Source organism: Paenibacillus sp. RC73, assembly GCF_044908085.1.
GTDB classification, from domain to species: Bacteria; Bacillota; Bacilli; order Paenibacillales; family Paenibacillaceae; genus Paenibacillus; species Paenibacillus terrae_A.
On sequence record NZ_JBIYCV010000014.1, the window covers coordinates 58,100 to 75,374 of the forward strand.

15 protein-coding genes are annotated in these 17,275 nt (G+C 48.0%); all 15 read right to left on the reverse strand.

Annotation, left to right across the window (positions count from 1 at the left end; all coding sequences use genetic code 11):
• Positions 1-160 precede the first annotated feature (160 nt).
• Complete coding sequence (locus ABH897_RS24300) at positions 161-793, reverse strand: RraA family protein (RefSeq protein ID WP_283654002.1); 633 nt, start codon at positions 791-793, stop codon at positions 161-163.
• Positions 794-825: 32 nt separating this feature from the next.
• Positions 826-2,148, reverse strand: a complete 1,323-nt coding sequence (locus ABH897_RS24305) for an LLM class flavin-dependent oxidoreductase (protein WP_283654003.1) — start codon at positions 2,146-2,148, stop codon at positions 826-828.
• Positions 2,145-3,482, reverse strand: coding sequence for an LLM class flavin-dependent oxidoreductase (locus ABH897_RS24310; RefSeq protein ID WP_404580133.1), 1,338 nt, complete (start codon positions 3,480-3,482; stop codon positions 2,145-2,147). Before ABH897_RS24310 ends, ABH897_RS24305 begins: the two co-directional genes overlap by 4 nt.
• A gap of 90 nt (positions 3,483-3,572) precedes the next feature.
• Positions 3,573-4,559 carry an ABC transporter ATP-binding protein gene (locus tag ABH897_RS24315; RefSeq protein WP_283654004.1) on the reverse strand — a complete coding sequence of 329 codons (987 nt, stop codon included), beginning with the start codon at positions 4,557-4,559 and terminating at the stop codon, positions 3,573-3,575.
• Positions 4,556-5,539 carry an ABC transporter ATP-binding protein gene (locus ABH897_RS24320; protein ID WP_283654005.1) on the reverse strand — a complete coding sequence of 328 codons (984 nt, stop codon included), beginning with the start codon at positions 5,537-5,539 and terminating at the stop codon, positions 4,556-4,558. Before ABH897_RS24320 ends, ABH897_RS24315 begins: the two co-directional genes overlap by 4 nt.
• 44 nt (positions 5,540-5,583) lie before the next feature.
• The gene (locus tag ABH897_RS24325) at positions 5,584-6,501 is read right to left on the reverse strand and encodes an ABC transporter permease (protein WP_283654006.1); all 918 of its coding nucleotides are present in this window, start codon (positions 6,499-6,501) and stop codon (positions 5,584-5,586) included.
• Positions 6,502-6,532: 31 nt separating this feature from the next.
• Positions 6,533-8,044 (reverse strand): ABC transporter substrate-binding protein, encoded by a 1,512-nt coding sequence (locus ABH897_RS24330; protein ID WP_283654007.1) that lies wholly within the window; start codon positions 8,042-8,044, stop codon positions 6,533-6,535.
• 102 nt (positions 8,045-8,146) lie between these two features.
• Positions 8,147-9,067, reverse strand: a complete 921-nt coding sequence (locus ABH897_RS24335; protein ID WP_404592827.1) for an ABC transporter permease — start codon at positions 9,065-9,067, stop codon at positions 8,147-8,149.
• Positions 9,068-9,328: 261 nt separating this feature from the next.
• Positions 9,329-10,198, reverse strand: a complete 870-nt coding sequence (locus tag ABH897_RS24340; RefSeq protein ID WP_404521423.1) for a LysR family transcriptional regulator — start codon at positions 10,196-10,198, stop codon at positions 9,329-9,331.
• 246 nt (positions 10,199-10,444) lie between these two features.
• Entirely contained in the window at positions 10,445-11,386 is a 942-nt protein-coding gene (locus tag ABH897_RS24345; protein ID WP_283654009.1) for a D-alanyl-D-alanine carboxypeptidase family protein, read from the reverse strand.
• A gap of 178 nt (positions 11,387-11,564) precedes the next feature.
• Positions 11,565-12,530, reverse strand: coding sequence for an ABC transporter ATP-binding protein (locus ABH897_RS24350; RefSeq protein ID WP_044648134.1), 966 nt, complete (start codon positions 12,528-12,530; stop codon positions 11,565-11,567).
• The gene (locus ABH897_RS24355) at positions 12,527-13,510 is read right to left on the reverse strand and encodes an ABC transporter ATP-binding protein (RefSeq protein ID WP_283654011.1); all 984 of its coding nucleotides are present in this window, start codon (positions 13,508-13,510) and stop codon (positions 12,527-12,529) included. The genes ABH897_RS24350 and ABH897_RS24355 overlap by 4 nt, the downstream gene beginning before the upstream one ends.
• Before the next feature lie 13 nt (positions 13,511-13,523).
• Positions 13,524-14,447, reverse strand: a complete 924-nt coding sequence (opp4C, locus tag ABH897_RS24360) for an oligopeptide ABC transporter permease (RefSeq protein WP_283654012.1) — start codon at positions 14,445-14,447, stop codon at positions 13,524-13,526.
• An 11-nt stretch (positions 14,448-14,458) separates the two neighbouring features.
• Positions 14,459-15,421, reverse strand: coding sequence for an ABC transporter permease (locus ABH897_RS24365; protein WP_149096159.1), 963 nt, complete (start codon positions 15,419-15,421; stop codon positions 14,459-14,461).
• A 71-nt stretch (positions 15,422-15,492) separates the two neighbouring features.
• Positions 15,493-17,226 (reverse strand): ABC transporter substrate-binding protein, encoded by a 1,734-nt coding sequence (locus ABH897_RS24370; protein WP_283654013.1) that lies wholly within the window; start codon positions 17,224-17,226, stop codon positions 15,493-15,495.
• Positions 17,227-17,275: the final 49 nt, after the last annotated feature.

The window sequence follows — 17,275 nt, forward strand, 5'->3', positions numbered from 1 at the left end:
TAAACCGAATTTGGCTCTTATGAAGCGGAAACTTCCCCCCCACAGCATAAAAGGTCTGCTACCTTGTTGTCAAAAAGCGTAACATACTGAAAAGTACACATACAGAAAAACCATCTATCGCTCCTCTAAAGGGGTAGATGGTTTTTCTGTATGTGTATAATTAAATGGAGCCTGCGCCTAATCCGAGTACCTTGTCCAGATAACGCAGTGCTGCTTCTTTATTGCCGGACACTTCTGTCTCCCGCCGCTGGTCCTGAGCATATTTCAGCCTCGCTTCTTCAGCCACCTGCTGCTCCATCCCCTGTGGAACAACCACGACGCCGTCAATATCCCCAACAATCCAGTCTCCGGGTTGGATACTTACTCCGCCAACCGATACGGGTACATTCGTTTTGCCTCCACCATATTTATTGCCCGAGGCAATCGTAGTCCCTCTGGAAAAAATGGGAAAGTTCAGCGTTCGGACCCCCTCAATATCGCGAATCACGCCGTCCACTACAATCCCCTGCAACCCCAGTGTCTGCGCTAATCCTGCCACAAAATCACCCGCCACCGCACGGCTGGTATCTCCCTTGGCGTCAATAACCAACACATCGTCGGGGTTAGCTTCCCGAATGGCCCGAAGCACGGCCAAATTATCTCCCGCAGGTATAGTCACGGTAAATGCTCTGCCTGCAATCTTGCAGTGCCCGTGTATCGGCTTAATATCATAATCCAGATTGGTTAATCCGCCCAGAACATCTGAAATACTGGTTGTCGGAAGCTCCTTAAATGGTTGGTCTATGCTCGACATATCGTTCTCTCCTCTTGGTTGCTTTTGGTTGTTTATGGTGAAGCCACGCGTGTATGGCGGTTTACCGGGACAGGTAAGCCCAGATGCTCCCGCAGCGTGCTGCCCTCGTACTCTGTCCTGAACAACCCGCGATTCTGAAGTTCAGGGATTACACCGCCCACAAATTCATCCAATCCACCCGGTACATAAGGCGGCATAATATTAAACCCATCGGCGGCATATCCCACGAACCATTGCTGGATGTGATCTGCAATTTGCAGAGGCGTGCCCGTCACAATGCGGTGCCCACGCGCTCCGGCAACCTCCTTGTACAGCTGGCGCAACGTGTACCCCTTATCGCGTGCAAGCTTGAGCAGCAGTTGAGGACGACTCTTTCGCCCGTCCGCTTCCGGAATATCCGGAACCGGTTCATCCAAAGAATAAGCCCTCATATCATACTGAAATCTCTCTGACAAGGAGTCGTAAGCGAAGGAGTCATCAATAAAGCTTTGCAAATATTCATATTTTTCATGAGCTTCCTTCTCTGTGGCACCGATAACCGGAAGCAATCCTGGCATGATGTGTAGATGCTCAGCGGTACGACCGTATTTGGGCAGTTGTGCTTTCAGATGACTGTAGAACTGCTGTGCATCCTCCAAGGATTGCTGTGCCGTAAACACCACTTCACCAATCCGGGCAGCGAGATCCTGGCCCGGGCCAGATGATCCTGCCTGAATAATGACTGGATGGCCTTGAGGACTTTGCGTGACATTAAGCGGCCCTTTTACGGAGAAAAATGTGCCTTCATGATTCAGCTCATGCAGCTTGCTCTTGTCGATGTACTCTCCCGTTTCTTTATTCACAATGTAGGGCTGCTGTTCCCAGCTATCCCACAGCCCTTTGACGACCTCGACAAACTCCGCAGCGCGTTCATACCGCAAATGATGATCCGGGTGATCTTCCCGCGAAAAGTTTTTGGCCGCTTCAGGTGATGAGGTTGTGACAACATTCCATGCTGCTCGCCCCTGGCTCAGTTGGTCCACAGATGCTAACAAGCGGGCGATATTAAAAGGATCGTAATATGTCGTTGAGGCTGTGACAGCAAGACCGATCCGGCTGGTGACCGTAGATAAGGCAGCCAGCAATGTAATCGGCTCAAAACGGGCGATGACGGATGCCGCAGCATCGGGAGACGTGATCAGACCATCAGCGAGAAAAACCATATCCAGTTTGGCCCGCTCGGCTGTTTGAGCCAGTTGCTTGATTAATTCAAAATTTTCACTTCCCGATTGGGCATCTTTGTGCCGCCAGCCCGATGTATGGTGACCGGCAGCCTGAATGAACAATCCGAATTTCAGTTTTCTTCCTTCGCTCATGTATGAAGAACTCCTTTCCCCTTCTGTAACTTGGCAGCAAATTGATTCGTCGGCCGAGATAGACCGAGATTCTCACGCAGGGTTCTTCCCTCATACTCCGTATGGAATAATCCTCTGCGTTGGAGCTCAGGCACGACAAGGCGAGCAAAATCCTCCAGCCCGGTCGGCAACTGCTGCGGCCGGATTACAAAGCCGTCACAGGCTCCCTGACTGAACCATTCCTCCATCTCGTCGGCAATCTGGACAGCCGTCCCGGCAAAGGTACGGTGGCCATTGCCCCCGGAAGCCCTTTCGATCAATTGGCGAATCGTCAGCTTTTCGGTTTCGATCATATTTTTCATTAATTCAAACCGACTCCGGTTCTCATTAATGGTGGCAGGGTCAGGCAACTGCGGAACCGGACCATCCAGCGGATAGGCGGACAAATCCACCTTCAGTCGGTTAGACAACCGCTGTAGCCCAAGCTCGGGTATAACCGACTCGCGCAGCTCAGCCTCCTTCTCTCTCGCCTCAGATTCGGTAGCTCCGACGATCAAGCTAAAGCCCGGTACGATTTTGACATCCTCCGGATTACGTCCGTATTTCTCCACTCTCGATTTCACGTCAGCATAGAACGCCTGTGCATCCTTTAACGTCTGCTGGGCCGTGTAGATCATTTCTCCCGTCCGGGCGGCCAGTTCCTTCCCATCCTCCGACGAACCCGCCTGTGCCAGCACCGGATAGCCCTGCGGAGGGCGTGGAAGATTCAGCGGACCTTCGACCGAGAAGCGCTCGCTTTTATGGCGAATCGCATGGATTTTGTCCGTATCGGCATATAGTCCCTCGTCTTTGTTAAACAGCAGCGCATCGTCTTCCCAGCTATCCCACAGCTTGGTCGTCAACTGTACAAATTCCAAGGCCCGTTCATAGCGCTCCGTATGCTCAAAATTCTGCTCTCTGCTGAAATTCAGATGCGTGTTGCCGATGCCTGTCGTCACAATGTTCCAGCCTGCACGCCCCTGACTCAAATGATCCAGCGAAGCAAACAGACGGGCTGTGTGAAAAGGTTCTGTATAAGAAGTAGATACCGTAGCCACCAATCCTATGCGCTCCGTTACCGCAGCTAAAGCCGCCAGCAGCGTATACGGCTCCAGACGGTTTAATGCCTGATGCTTGACTTTCTCGCCCAACTCGTAAGAATCTGCCAAAAATATCGTATGGAATTTGGCTTGTTCTGCAATAAGCGCCATCTTCTTATATAAAGAAAAATCTGTTACCCCCGCCGGCTCTGCCAGAGGATGCCTCCACGCGGTTTCATGAAAGCCTGTACTATTCATAAAAAAATTCAAAATCATTTGACGTTGATAACTCACTTTCCCTCACCTCACACTCTGGTTCATTTGAGTTTCCGCATTTGTTCCTGTATGTGTTGCTTACATCGTCACTCACATTGGAAAATGGCAGGCTACGCCATGCCTGTCTTTATGCTGCTCGAAGACTGGAATCTGACTTTTGCAAATATCCTGAGCCATTGGACAACGAGTATGAAAGCTACAACCGCTTGGCGGGTTGATCGGACTTGGAATGTCGCCCTTCAACAAAATCCTCTCCTTGGTTTTCCGTGGATGAGATACAGGAATGGACGACAGTAATGACTTCGTATACGGGTGCTTGGGGTGAGCAAACAGCTCATCCCTCTGCCCCATTTCAACGATCCTGCCCAAATACATGACAGCTATATGTTCACTGACGAATTTAACGGAGGCAAGACCGTGAGCAATGAAAATATACGTTAGCTGATATTCCTTTTGCAGCCTTTTCAATAGATTTAAAATCTGAGCCTGAATCGAAACATCGAGCGCCGAAACCGCCTCGTCACAAACAATCAGCTTTGGATTTAGCGATAATGCCCGGGCGATTCCGATCCGCTGCCGCTGTCCACCACTGAATTCGTGCGGATACCGATTCAGATGATGCTCTCCCAAGCCGACAATTTCCATCAATTCGCTAATTCGCTTTCTTAACTGCAATCCTTCTGTTTCCCCGCGAATGATCAGCGGCTCTGCGATAATATCCTTAATTTTCATTCGTGGATTCAGAGAAGCGTAAGGGTCCTGAAAAATGAGCTGCAAATCGGCACGAACATGACGCAATGTCTTACCGCTCATCCCTGTCAATTTACGCTGGTCGAACCAGACTTCACCGCCTGTCGGCTCCTGCAATTGTAAAATCATCTGTCCCAGCGTCGTTTTCCCGCTACCTGATTCACCGACAATACCCAGCGTCTCCCCCCGGTTAACCGAAAAGCTAAGACCGTCCACCGCTCGAACATAACCGGTTTTGCGTGATAACCATCCTGTTTTTACTGGGTAATATTTTTTCAAGTCCTTGACCTCAAGCAAAGGCTTCTCTTCCGAAATGGCCAAGCTCATAGCACCTCCCCTTTAGCGCCGGGATAAAAGCAACGCACGACATGACCTGCCTCCACCTGTTCCAGCTCTGGCTTGTCCAACATACATCTGGTTGTCGCCACAGGACAACGTGATTGAAAGGCACACCCTTTCGGAAGCTGCGACAGTTGAGGTACTGTCCCGGGGATCGAATATAATTCCTCCTGATATCCATCCATTTGGGGTAGCGAATGCATCAGACCTATCGTATACGGATGAAGCGGACGGTCAAACAAATCAACTGCATACGCTTCCTCCACAATTTCACCGGCATACATTACCGCAACCCGGTCTGCCATTTCAGCCACCACGCCCAGATCATGAGTAATCCAGATGACGCCCATCTCCAGCGTGTCGCTCAGTTGTCCGATTAGATCCATGATTTGCGCCTGAATGGTTACATCCAGTGCCGTTGTAGGCTCATCCGCAATGAGCAGCTTGGGGTGGCAGGACAAGGCGCTCGCAATCATGACTCGTTGTCTCATACCGCCCGATAATTGATGAGGAAAATAATGAATGACCTTTTCGGGATGGGAAATGCCGACCAGTTTCAGCATCTCGATGCTTTTGAGCCTGGCCTCCTGTTTACTCAATCCCGTATGAGTTCGTAGTGATTCCGAAATTTGGCTGCCGATCGTAAACACGGGATTCAGCGAAGTCATAGGCTCCTGAAAAATCATCGAGATTTCGTTACCGCGAATTTTACGCATTTCTTTGGGCTTCAGCTCCAACAAATTACAGCCTTCCAGTACAATTTCGCCGCCTACGACCTTCCCCGGCCGATCTATCAATCCAATGATGGACAACGAGGTCACGCTTTTGCCGCTGCCTGATTCACCGACAATACACAGCGTTTCTCCCTTGGCTACATGGAACGATACCCGATTGACTGCCGGGACCACACCAGACTTCGTCATGAACGAGGTCTGTAAATCCTTGACCTCCAGCAACATTTCCGGCATTCTATCTCTCCTTTCCTGCCTATGCCGAACCATCAACTGACCTGCTATACATCCAGCTTGGGATCAAGCCAATCCCTTAGCCAATCTCCGACAAATATAATGGCGAGCACGGTAATCGTAATAGCAATACCCGGAAAAGTAGCCACCCACCAGCTTGTAGCCAAATACTGGCGCCCGTCACTCAACATTCCTCCCCACGATACGGCAGGCGACTGAATGCCCAATCCAAGGAAGCTCAAAGCCGCCTCGGAAATAATCACCCGGCCTATGCTAAGCGTAGAAATGATAATAAAAGAAGAAATCACATTAGGCAGCACATGTACTCGTATGATTCGGAAATCATCAGCACCGGCCACTCTTGCCGCGCGTACATAATCACGTTCGCGTACACTCAGAACCTCACTCCGTACCATTCTTGTATAGCTCACCCAGCCCGTTATCCCAATGACAAAAATCAGCGTTCCCACTCCCTGCCCGAGCACCAGCATGAACAACATCATAAACAGGATCGTGGGTATAGCCAGAAAGGCATCTACAATCCGCATAATGAACGCATCCACCCAGCGGCCGTAATATCCCGAGATCAGTCCTAGAGTAATGCCAATAGCACCCGAAATACCTACGGAACAGAAACCCACGATTAGCGAGACACGCGACCCGTACACGATTCGGCTCCAAATATCTCTGCCCAAACTATCTGTCCCCAGTAGAAATTCAGTCGTTCCTCCTGCTATCCATGCCGGTGGCAACAACTTCCGCGCGATGTTGGTCTGAGCCGGATCATGAGGGGCAATCACGGGTGCAGCCACAGAAATAGACACAATAATGACAAGAACAATCAGGCCCAGAATGCCTGTCTTGCTCTGAAACAGATAGCTCAGACCCCTCCTCAGCAATCCTTGTGTACCCACGCTTTGTACGGGCAAAGCAAGAGCAGCCTTGGATTGTACAGATTCAGACATACTCATACCACCCCATTTCCTTTTTATCCGACTATTCTTTCAGCTTAATATCATCTGCATAGAACATCTCGTCCACACGTGGAGTAAGCTCCACCCGGTTACTGACACCATAATTGAACTTGTTCTGGTACAAGAAAATTCGAGGGCGATCCACCGCCAGAATCTCCTGTGCTTTTTGGTACTGCTCTGCTCTCTTCTGATCATCCAGATTGGTAGCAGCGTCTTTCAGAAGCTTGTCGACCTCCGGGTTGCTATAATCGGTCTGGCCTTTGGCATTTTCCGTTGTAAATACTTCCAGCGGAAGTGGTGACTCAAACATGGAGTTGCCTTTACCCTGGAGCGCCAGTTCCTTAAAGGTATTGGAGTTATCCCGTTGTTTATATTGCGTCTGTTCCAGAATTTCAAGCTTCACCTTGAAGTTGACCTCTGTCAAATATGCAGCGATCGTCTCAGCGACCTCCTTCGTACTGGCCGGACTGCTCAACGTCAGCTCCACCCCATTCGGATATCCTGCTTCCACCAATAATTGCTTGGCACGTTCAGGATTATAGACATTCGTATTGAACAGCTTGGGTTCATGTCCCAGGATACCCGGGCCAATCGCCTCCTGTGTGGGAACTCCTGCCCCACCAAGTACATTGTCTACGAGTCCCTTCTTATCAATAGCCAGTTCAATAGCTTCCCGCACTTTGGGATTAGCGGTTACGACTCCGGGTGTCTGACGCACCAGCAAGCTTTGGACCCGCGCGCTATCCTTATCAGTATAGTAAGTTGATCCGCTATCCTGTACACGCTGGATATCCCCCGGCGGGATGATGACAGCAATATCAATAGCGCCTGTCAACAGCTCGGATATACGGGTCGTGGATTCAGGAATCGTACGGAACACCAGACGATCCCATTGGGGCTTGTCTCCGTAATAGTCTGTATTTTTGACCAACTCCACACGGTCGTCCTTAATCCATTTATCCAACTTGTACGGGCCTGTGCCCACCGGATTTCGGATGAATCCTTCTACACCCTGTTTTTGAAAATAAGCTGCTGGCAGGATCCCTGAGCTAATTCTGCTTAAGCGACCCAACAGAATCGGGTCAGGTCCTTTCGTAATGATGTCCACAGTATAATCATCAATAACGTTCACCTGCTGGATACCGGAATAAGATGAATAATCCACGAGCGATTTATCTTTGGCTACGCGCTCCAGTGTAAACTTCACATCTGCGGCGGTGAATGGATCTCCGTTATGAAACTTGACTCCCTTCCGCAGCTCGAATCTCCATGTCTTGTCATCCGTCCGCTTCCAGGATGTAGCGAGCCCCGGTAGTTTTTTTTGTGGATCATTGCCATCCTTCTTCACCAAATATTCAAATATATTGACATGAATTGATTCTGTCTGCGTATTTCCATGATCATGGATATCGAACGTTACGTTATCAATCGTGTTGCCGATCGTCAGCGTCTTTTCCTGTACCGATCCGTTCGTACTGGTGCATCCCGTCACCGCCAAAACTAACATCAGCCATACCCAAGCTATTTTCCGCATCCTCTTCTACCTGCCTCTTCTATTTTTCTTCGAGTTCCCCGAAAACTTATTTTTTCCACTTGTTTAGTTGGTTTAAAATTTAAAAAAATAGAGCCTTCGCTATTATTCATTGTACTTAATACGAGGATCCAGAACTTTATAGGCAATATCCGTAATGACCGTGATCAGAATGACCATAATGGCTACTACGAATACCGAAGCCTGAATGATCGCCATATCATGAGTATTAATCGCCTGCACAATCAGTTGCCCCATGCCGGGCCAGGAAAATATAGTCTCGGTCACCAGTGATCCACCCACCAAATTAGTGAATTGCAGCCCGGTTATCGTCACCACCGGAATTAATGCATTGCGGAGGGCATGCTTGTTAATCACGATCATTTCCCTAATTCCTTTGCTTCGAGCGGTTCGGATATAGTCCTGTCCGATGATTTCCAGCATACTGGAACGGATTAATCGGGTCATTTCCGCTGCTATCCCTGTCCCCAATGTAATCGCCGGTAAGACCAAATGAGACAAGCCCCCTCTTCCAGATACCGGAGTCCAGCCCCAATGAACAGCTACGACCAGAATCAGCATGATGCCTACCCAAAAATTCGGCATGGCTTTACCCAGTACGGATACACCCGAAATGAAGATATCAATGAAGGAATTACGCTTCACCGCAGACCATATCCCCAGAGGAATAGCGAGACAGCAAGCAATAATCATCGATGCAACCGCTAACTCAAAGCTGGCAGGCAACCTCTCCAGAACGATAGGCAACGCAGGTTCACTGTAACGGAAGGAAGTACCAAAATCCCCTTGTACCAAATTAGACAGAAAAATATAATACTGCACATACAGCGGCTGATCCAGACCAAGCGCCTCCGTCAATATCCTCCGATCCTCAGCTGTTGCCGTATCTGGTAGCATCATCGCCACCGGATCACCTGTTATATGCACAAGAATGAATACAATCAGTGTGATAATAAAAAGCACCGGTACCACTTGCAGCAACGTTTTTCCAATATACTTACTCACGGATTCACATCCTCTATCAACTAATTCCGGCCTTCCTTCTCATTCGCCTCCATCGAATATAATAATATTAAATAAACTTTACTCATAGGTTTAATGAGATTTTAGATTAAAAATAACGCCCTATTCCAGCCGACTGTATAGACGGTCAAAATAGTGCTGCCTCCGTTATGCTTACTACTACTGTAATATAGAAACCATATCCGTTAAAATCGAATTTTCTGATGCCCCGCCATATCAAATAGCTATGACAGTTCTTATCCATCACCGTATGTTCTGAAAATCCAGATCTTTGACAAAGCTCACAAAAGCCTTCACCACGTTCAATTGCAACGACTCCCCATGGTAAAACATCCACGTATTGCGGTGGACAGGCTTCCCTTCCTGATTCTTCATTTCCACCTTCGTAATATCCTCTTCATCAAAATACATACTCGGCATAATCGCATAGCCCAGACCATTCATGACCATCTCCCGACAGGCGTCCACCTGATCTACTTCCATACCTACCAAGGGAGGCACCGAATAATTCTCAGCCCACCAGTTGTCTATGGATGCTTTCAATACATAATCCGTACCATAGTCAATTCGGGGTCGATTGGGCAGATCGCTCAGATCAATTTCACTTTTAGAAACAATGCACAGGGTGTCCTGAAATAAAAAATGCTTCTCATCTTTCCATGAATAACCCCCCCGGATAAAGCCAATATGAATATCTTGATTAAAAATCAATTGATGGATTCTTTTACTCTGCCCCGCTATGACTTTGAATTCGACATCAGGATAACGCTCCTTGAACATTTTCAGAACCTTGGGCAGCTTATTTTTAGTGAAAAAGAAGCCCGCTCCCAGCCTTAACGTCCCAGTAACCTTCTCTTCCATATTGAGCAGATCATCTTTTATCTTTTGATATTTTTTCAACATTTCTTCGGCAGTCAGCGCCATATATTCCCCTTGGGGAGTGAAATTAACCCCCCGCCTTCCCCGCTGTACAATCGTAATGCCGAACTCCTTTTCAATATGCTGGAGCCGACTGGTCAAAGCAGGCTGTGACATAAACATGCTCTGGGCTGTTTTCGTAATATTTTTATGTGTATATAAAGCCTGTAATAGATGCCAATCCCGGTCTTCCATACCCATTCCCTCCTTCTCCCATTCTACTTCCAGTGCCCAATCGTATGTATTCTTCCTCCTCTGCGACATACGCTTTTTCCCCACACTATACCAAACCGTCATTCCGAAAAACAACAAAAAGACCCTCCTACACTGAATCTGCAAAAGGGACTTCTACTCTAGTTTTCATTTTTGGGGTCATTGGGTGTGCAATCCCATCATCAATCCGAGGTTCCCCCTATGTAGCTTTTAAAGTCGTTCCTTACCTTAGCGCGAAGTCAGCTTAGCCAAATTTTGCAGTCGTACCGGGAAAGAGGTAGACAGAGCAAAACCATAGTCGAACAGCTTCCGTGTCTGCTCGAAGCGTTCCTCCTTGCTCGGTGCCCCCAGCACTACAGCAACCAGCCTTCTGCCATGCTGTTCGGCTGTACCAGTGAAGCAATATCCCGCATCGCTGGTGTATCCCGCTTTCAGTCCATCCGTTCCTGCGTAAGAGTAGGGTCCCGCCAAGGAAGGCAGCATCCAGTTCGTATTACTAATATAGATGCCCTTATCCTTCAATTCCATCTGCGTACGGCTGGACGTTCTCAAAATCTCCGGATGCGACGTAATAAGGTAGGAGGCCAGCTTCGCCGTATCGCTTGCCGTCATTTGCGTTTCTCCCCGAATATTCTCGGGATGGTTAGGACCCAACTCACTCTGCCCCGCTCCTGACGCATTGCTGAATTGGCTGTAGGACGTCAATCCAATCTTAGCCGCCTTATCGTTCATACGCTTCACAAAAGCCGGTTCACTGCCTGCTGAGCGCTCCGCCAGTGCCACAGCCGCGTCATTAGCCGAATACACAACCATGCTCTGGAACAGTTCGGACACCGTCAGCCTTTCACCATATCGGAGTGACAGATTTACACCACCTACTGTACTTGCGTAACGGCTGATTTTCACTTCATCATTCCAGCCCAACCGCCCGGCACGAATATCCTCCAGCACCAGCAGCTCGGTCATGAGCTTGGACATATTTGCGGAAGGCATAGGCGTATCGCCATTCACATCCATCAACAATTCTCCCGTCTGCATGTCCATCAGCACCGCAGCTCCTGCATCCACATCCGGCTTACCGACCAGCAGCCTTGGTCCAAGTGTAATAAAAATCAATATAATAAGTACCGGGACAACAATAGCCCAACGTAACCAGTATTTTTTCATCATCGTAATAACCCCCATACTTTATTAGACGATGAAAAATCCATTTTGTCTGCAACTTTTCGAAAAAAAGATACAATTTTTTTGTCTTTTACATTCCACAGCAAAAAACCCGCCAATTCCTGCTTGCAGGCTGACAGATTTTTATAAGTCAAATGATTCAAAAAGGCTTTCTACTATGTTTCTAGGCAAAATGACAGGCCACAAAATGCTGATCGCCCGCATCCCGATACGCTGGAATTTCCGTTTTACAACGGGCCTCCGCCATAGGACAACGTGTATGGAACTTGCAGCCTGACGGCGGATTCGCCGGGGAAGGAATGTCCCCTTTTAGCACAATCCGTTGTCTCTTGATCGTAGGATCGGGAATGGGAACCGCCGACAGCAGCGCCTTCGTATACGGATGAAGCGGATTGCGGAAGAGCTCCTCTTTGGAAGTTAACTCCACCATCGAGCCTAGATACATCACACCGATACGGCTGCATAGATGCTCGACCACACTCAGATCATGCGAGATGAACAGATAAGTCAACTGCCGTTCCTGCTGCAAATCACTTAACAAGTTAATGATCTGAGCCTGAATAGACACATCAAGTGCAGATACTGGCTCGTCAGCCACGATAAAATCAGGATTCAAAATCAAAGCCCGCGCAATCCCGATCCGCTGACGCTGACCGCCAGAGAACTCATGCGGATACCGATCATAGTGATAGGAGGATAGCCCGCAGATATCCAGCGTCTCGTTCACCTTTTTCCGCAGCTTGCTACGGTCAATCAATCCGTGATCCAGCAGTGCTTCCCCGATGGCTTCACCTACCTTAATTCTCGGATTCAATGAGCTAAAAGGGTCCTGAAAGACAATTTGCAGCTTCGGACGAAGCGCACGAATCTGCTCCTTGCTTAACGCATGCAAGTCCTCTCCCTTGTATCGCACTGATCCCTCTGTCTTATCCATCAGTCTGAGAATCGTACGCCCAATCGTGCTTTTGCCACAACCGGATTCTCCTACCAGACCGAAGGACTCTCCCTTATGGATGTTAAAAGACACATCATCGACCGCTTTCACATGTCCCACGGTACGCTGAAAAATCCCGCCTGTGATCGGGAAATATTTTTTCAGACCTTCCACTTGAATTAAAGGCTCGCTCATACCCGTTGCCCTCCTTCTTCCTCATATAGCCAGCAGGCAACCTTATGACCGTTCTTCTTTTCGTGCAGGGGAGGGGCCTGATCCTTACAGATTTGCATACAATGCGCACACCGATCATGAAAATGACAGTTTTCCTCCAGCTCAATCGGGTTGGGAACCTGACCAGGGATCGAATACAGCCGATCAATCTTCTGATTAATGACGGGCTTCGCCTTCAATAACCCTTGCGTATATGGATGCTGCGGATTCTTGAACAGCTCAATGACGGGGGCCTCTTCAATCACGTTCCCGGCATACATGACGACCACATAATCGGCCATTTCAGCCACTACACCTAGATCATGCGTAATCAGCATAATAGACGTTTTGAGTTTATCCTTCAAATCCCGCATCAGATCGAGAATTTGCGCCTGAATCGTAACGTCCAGTGCCGTTGTCGGTTCATCCGCAATGAGCAGCTTCGGATTACAACTCAGTGCGATAGCAATCATGATCCGCTGGCGCATACCACCACTCAGTTCATGCGGATACGAATGAAATATTTCCTTCGGACGCGAAATACCAACCAGATTGATCAGCTCAATCGCCCGGTTATGTGCTTCCTTTTTACTCATTAATGTATGCATCAGCAGCGGCTCGGTAATCTGTTCTCCAATGGTGAGCACTGGATTCAGCGAAGACATCGGCTCCTGAAAAATAATTGAAATGTCATTGCCGCGAATTTGTTGCATCTGACCTTTATTCAGCGTTAACAGGTTTTTGCCCTCAAACCAGATTTCACCGTCCGAGGTGTGTGGGGAATCAATCAGCCGCATCATCGTCATGGCTGTTACACTTTTGCCGCAGCCGGATTCGCCTACCACACAGAGCGTTTCACCCTCACGTATTTTAAAACTGACGTCATTGACCGCTTTGACAGTTCCGCTAGAGGTATGAAAGTGGGTTTTCAGGTTACGAAATTCAATCAAAGCATTTTCCATAAACGTTCGTCTCCTACTTCTTCATTTTAGGATCCAGTGCATCGCGCAAACCGTCGCCAATCAGGTTAATCGCTACAACCGTAATCAAAATACACATTCCTGGTGGAACCCATATCCAGGGCCGTTTGCGGAAGTCGATCAGATTGTTCGCAGCCGAAATCATATTTCCCCACGAAGGTGTGGGCGGCACAACGCCGATCCCCAGATAACTGAGCGCTGACTCCGTGATAATCGCCCCGGCCACCCCGAGCGTAGCTGTAACTATAATAGTAGGAATCGTATTCGGCAGCAGATGACGGAATATTTTGCGGCGGTCTCTCAAGCCGAGCGCTTCCGTCGCTTGCATGAACTCCTGTTCACGCAGCGTAAGAATCTGTCCCCTGACCAGACGGGACAAGCTCGTCCAGCTCAAGACCCCGATAATGAGCATCAGAAAATAAATCCGGTTCGCTGGATCAACCTTTAAATCGGACAGAACGGCACCTAAAATAATCAGCAGCGGCAATGTAGGCAATGCCATAAAAATATCGGCAATCCGCATAATGATCGTATCCACGCCTTTACGATAGAATCCTGCCAGTGCACCCAACGTCGCACCGATCACAACCGAAATAAACGTGGCCACCAACCCCACCGTCAAAGAAATACGGCCAGCCAGCATCGTACGCAGCAAAATATCTCTGCCAAACTTATCCGTACCGAGCCAGTATTGGGCATTCGGGGCTAAATTTTTGTCAGATAGCTTGTAATCATCCAGATGATAAGGTGAAATCATCGGCCCAAATATGCAAATGATCACCATAAGAATCAATATAATGAGTCCAGCTAAAGCCAAATGGTTCTGGTTAAAACGGCGAACGGCGATTCTCCATGGAGACGCTTCAGGACGGATCGCCGCCTTTTGATTGGTTTCAATCGTGACTGTTTCTGCGGGCAATAGTATCCCTCCTACTTCAAGCGAATTCTTGGATCTGCCATGCCATACAATACATCCGAGAGCAAATTACCAATGAGCGTAAGGACCGCCAGGAAAATAGTGAAGCCCAGCATAAACGGATAATCCCGCATACTGATCGACTCCAGATAAACCTGACCCACACCTGGCCACACAAACACCTTCTCCAAAATCATCGCCCCGCCAAATAAGGCGGGAAGCTCAAAGCCAAGCAGCGTGATAGCTGGAATCAGTGCGTTGCGCAGAGCATGCTTGAAAATAACCGTCCGTTCCTTCAAGCCCTTAGCGCGTGCGGTGCGAATATAATCCTGACGAATAACCTCCAGCATACCTGTACGGAAATACCGGGTTAGACTGCCTGTGCTCAGCATCGTAAGAACGAGCGTTGGCAGGAACATGTGCTTGAGAACATCCACGATATAAGCCCATGAGCCTGGCTCCATTCCTGCAGTTGTCATGCCGCCAACCGGAAGAATGCCCCATTCCAAAGCAAATATTTTGATCACCAAAAGACCGATAAAGAAGGACGGCAGCGACATACACAAAAATATGAATAGCGTGACAAACTTATCGAATAACGAGTATTGGAACTTGGCTGAAAATACCCCGGCAACAACTGCAATCAGCCAGCTAAAAATAAGACTGAAAAAAGCGATAATAAAAGAGTTCCATACATAATTGCCAATGACCTTCGTTACCGGCTGCTTATGCTGTAATGAATCCCCCATATTACCCTTCAGCATATTACCCGCCCATATAAAATAGCGTTGGTACTCCGGCTTATCCAACCCGTAGATATGTCGTAGCTGCTGTGCCTTTTCGGCGGTCATATTCGGGTTCTGCTTGGCTGTAATATAATCACCCGGCACCATGGCTGAAATCGCAAATACGATAATGGATATGCCAATGAGTGTGGGGATGAGTTGCAGCAGTCTTCGAATAATATACTGCTTCATAATCATTCCTCCAGACAAATAAAGAATTGATATGCCCAGCCCGTGAGAGCTGAGCATACGATTGGCAACCCTTATTGAGCGAGCTGAGCGTTATACAGACTGAATTCAAAATCTTTGTATGGTGTAATTTCTAAGCCAGATACACGCCCATTAACTGGCCACATATCTCTGCGCTGATACATAAAAATGGCAGGCAAATCTTTGTTCAGCTCTTGATACAGCTCCTTGTAAATCACTTTACGTTTCTCTTGATCCAATTCCTTTTTACCCGCAATCGTCAGCTCATCGACCTTTTTATTGGAGTAGCCAACATCATTTTGTGAGCCGTTGGTCAGGTAGACCGTTGTATCTGGATCAGGTGTCAATCCCCAGGCGGCAAAGAACATATCGAACTTGCCCGTATCTTTTTTATCCATAATCGCGTTAAAATCCAGTGTTTCAGAATTCAGCTTAATGCCTAGTTCCTTGTAGTTGTTGGACATAATCGGCAGCAAGGCCTCTACTACTGGATTATCCGCAGTCGCTGAGAAGTTAATGGTAAACTTTTCACCATCCTTCTCACGGATACCGTCCGCTCCAACCTTCCAGCCAGCCTCATCCAGCAGAGCCTTTGCTTTAGCGGTATCAAACTCATATTTGTTAATGCCTTCATTCGTATAAGACCAGGCTTCTGTAGACTGTGGAATGTTAATGACGTTCGCATACGGACCGTACACCCCTTCCACAATCTCCTTCCGGTTCAAACCAATGGTCAGAGCTTGGCGCACCTTAGGGTCCTGAAATTTCTTTTCTTTGTGATTAAATGCAATATATCCGTAGCCGTTGGTCGGCATAATATTCACGTCCAGGAAGCCCAGAGATTTCAATTCCTCTACGTTATCTTCTGTAACCGTAACATTGTCTATATCGGTCTCACCCGTTTGCAGCATAGACAAGTTGGTTTCGTCTGTCGTGGTTTTGAAAATAACCGATTTTACCTTCGGTGCGCCCTTGAAGTAGTTTGGATTGGCTTCAAGTACGACTTGTTGACCCGGGGAGAAGCTTTTCAACACATACTGCCCGGAGCCGATTGGCTTATTATTAAGCGCCTTGATGCTGTCCAGGTTGCCCTTTTTGAAACCTTTTCCGTAATAAGCTTCTGGCATGAAGTATTGCTCACCCAGAAAATCCTTTGTATAAGCTGTTGCTTCTGTAACGGTTACCTCTACCGTATTATCATCAATAACTTTAATACCGGAGATATCATTCGCCTTGCCATCATGATATTCCTTGCCGCCTTTAATTTTGAAGGACAGAATATCGGTTTCTCCATCGTAATTCGGATCATGCAGTACCTTCAGGACAAAAGCATAATCCTTCACCGTTACTGGTGTCCCGTCACTATACTTCACACCTGGCTTCAGGTGGAACGTGTAATTCAAGCCATCCTGAGATACATCAATCTTGTCAGCCAAGCTATTTTCGTATGTACCATCCGCTTTCACCTGTAAAAAGGAATCAAATAACGTTCTGACTACATATAGATCGTAAGTTGTTTGCCAGAACAACGGGTTAAATACCCCTTTAGGTGATACCATACCTACCACAATGTTATCCTTCCGGTTCGTAGCACCAGGCGGATTTTGCGTCAGATCACTTGCTTTAATAACACCCTCCGTGACTTGTGGGCTGCTTTCTTTACCCTCTGTTTTATTATCCGTATTGCCCGGCTGTGCTTCATTAGCACCTCCGCTACATCCTGCAAACAGAACACCAACGATCGTAAGCACCATAAGCAAAGAAACCCATTTCTTCGTTTGCACCATTCTATTCATCCCCCTTAGTCGGTTCTTTTATTTAACAGCCTGTCTCTTT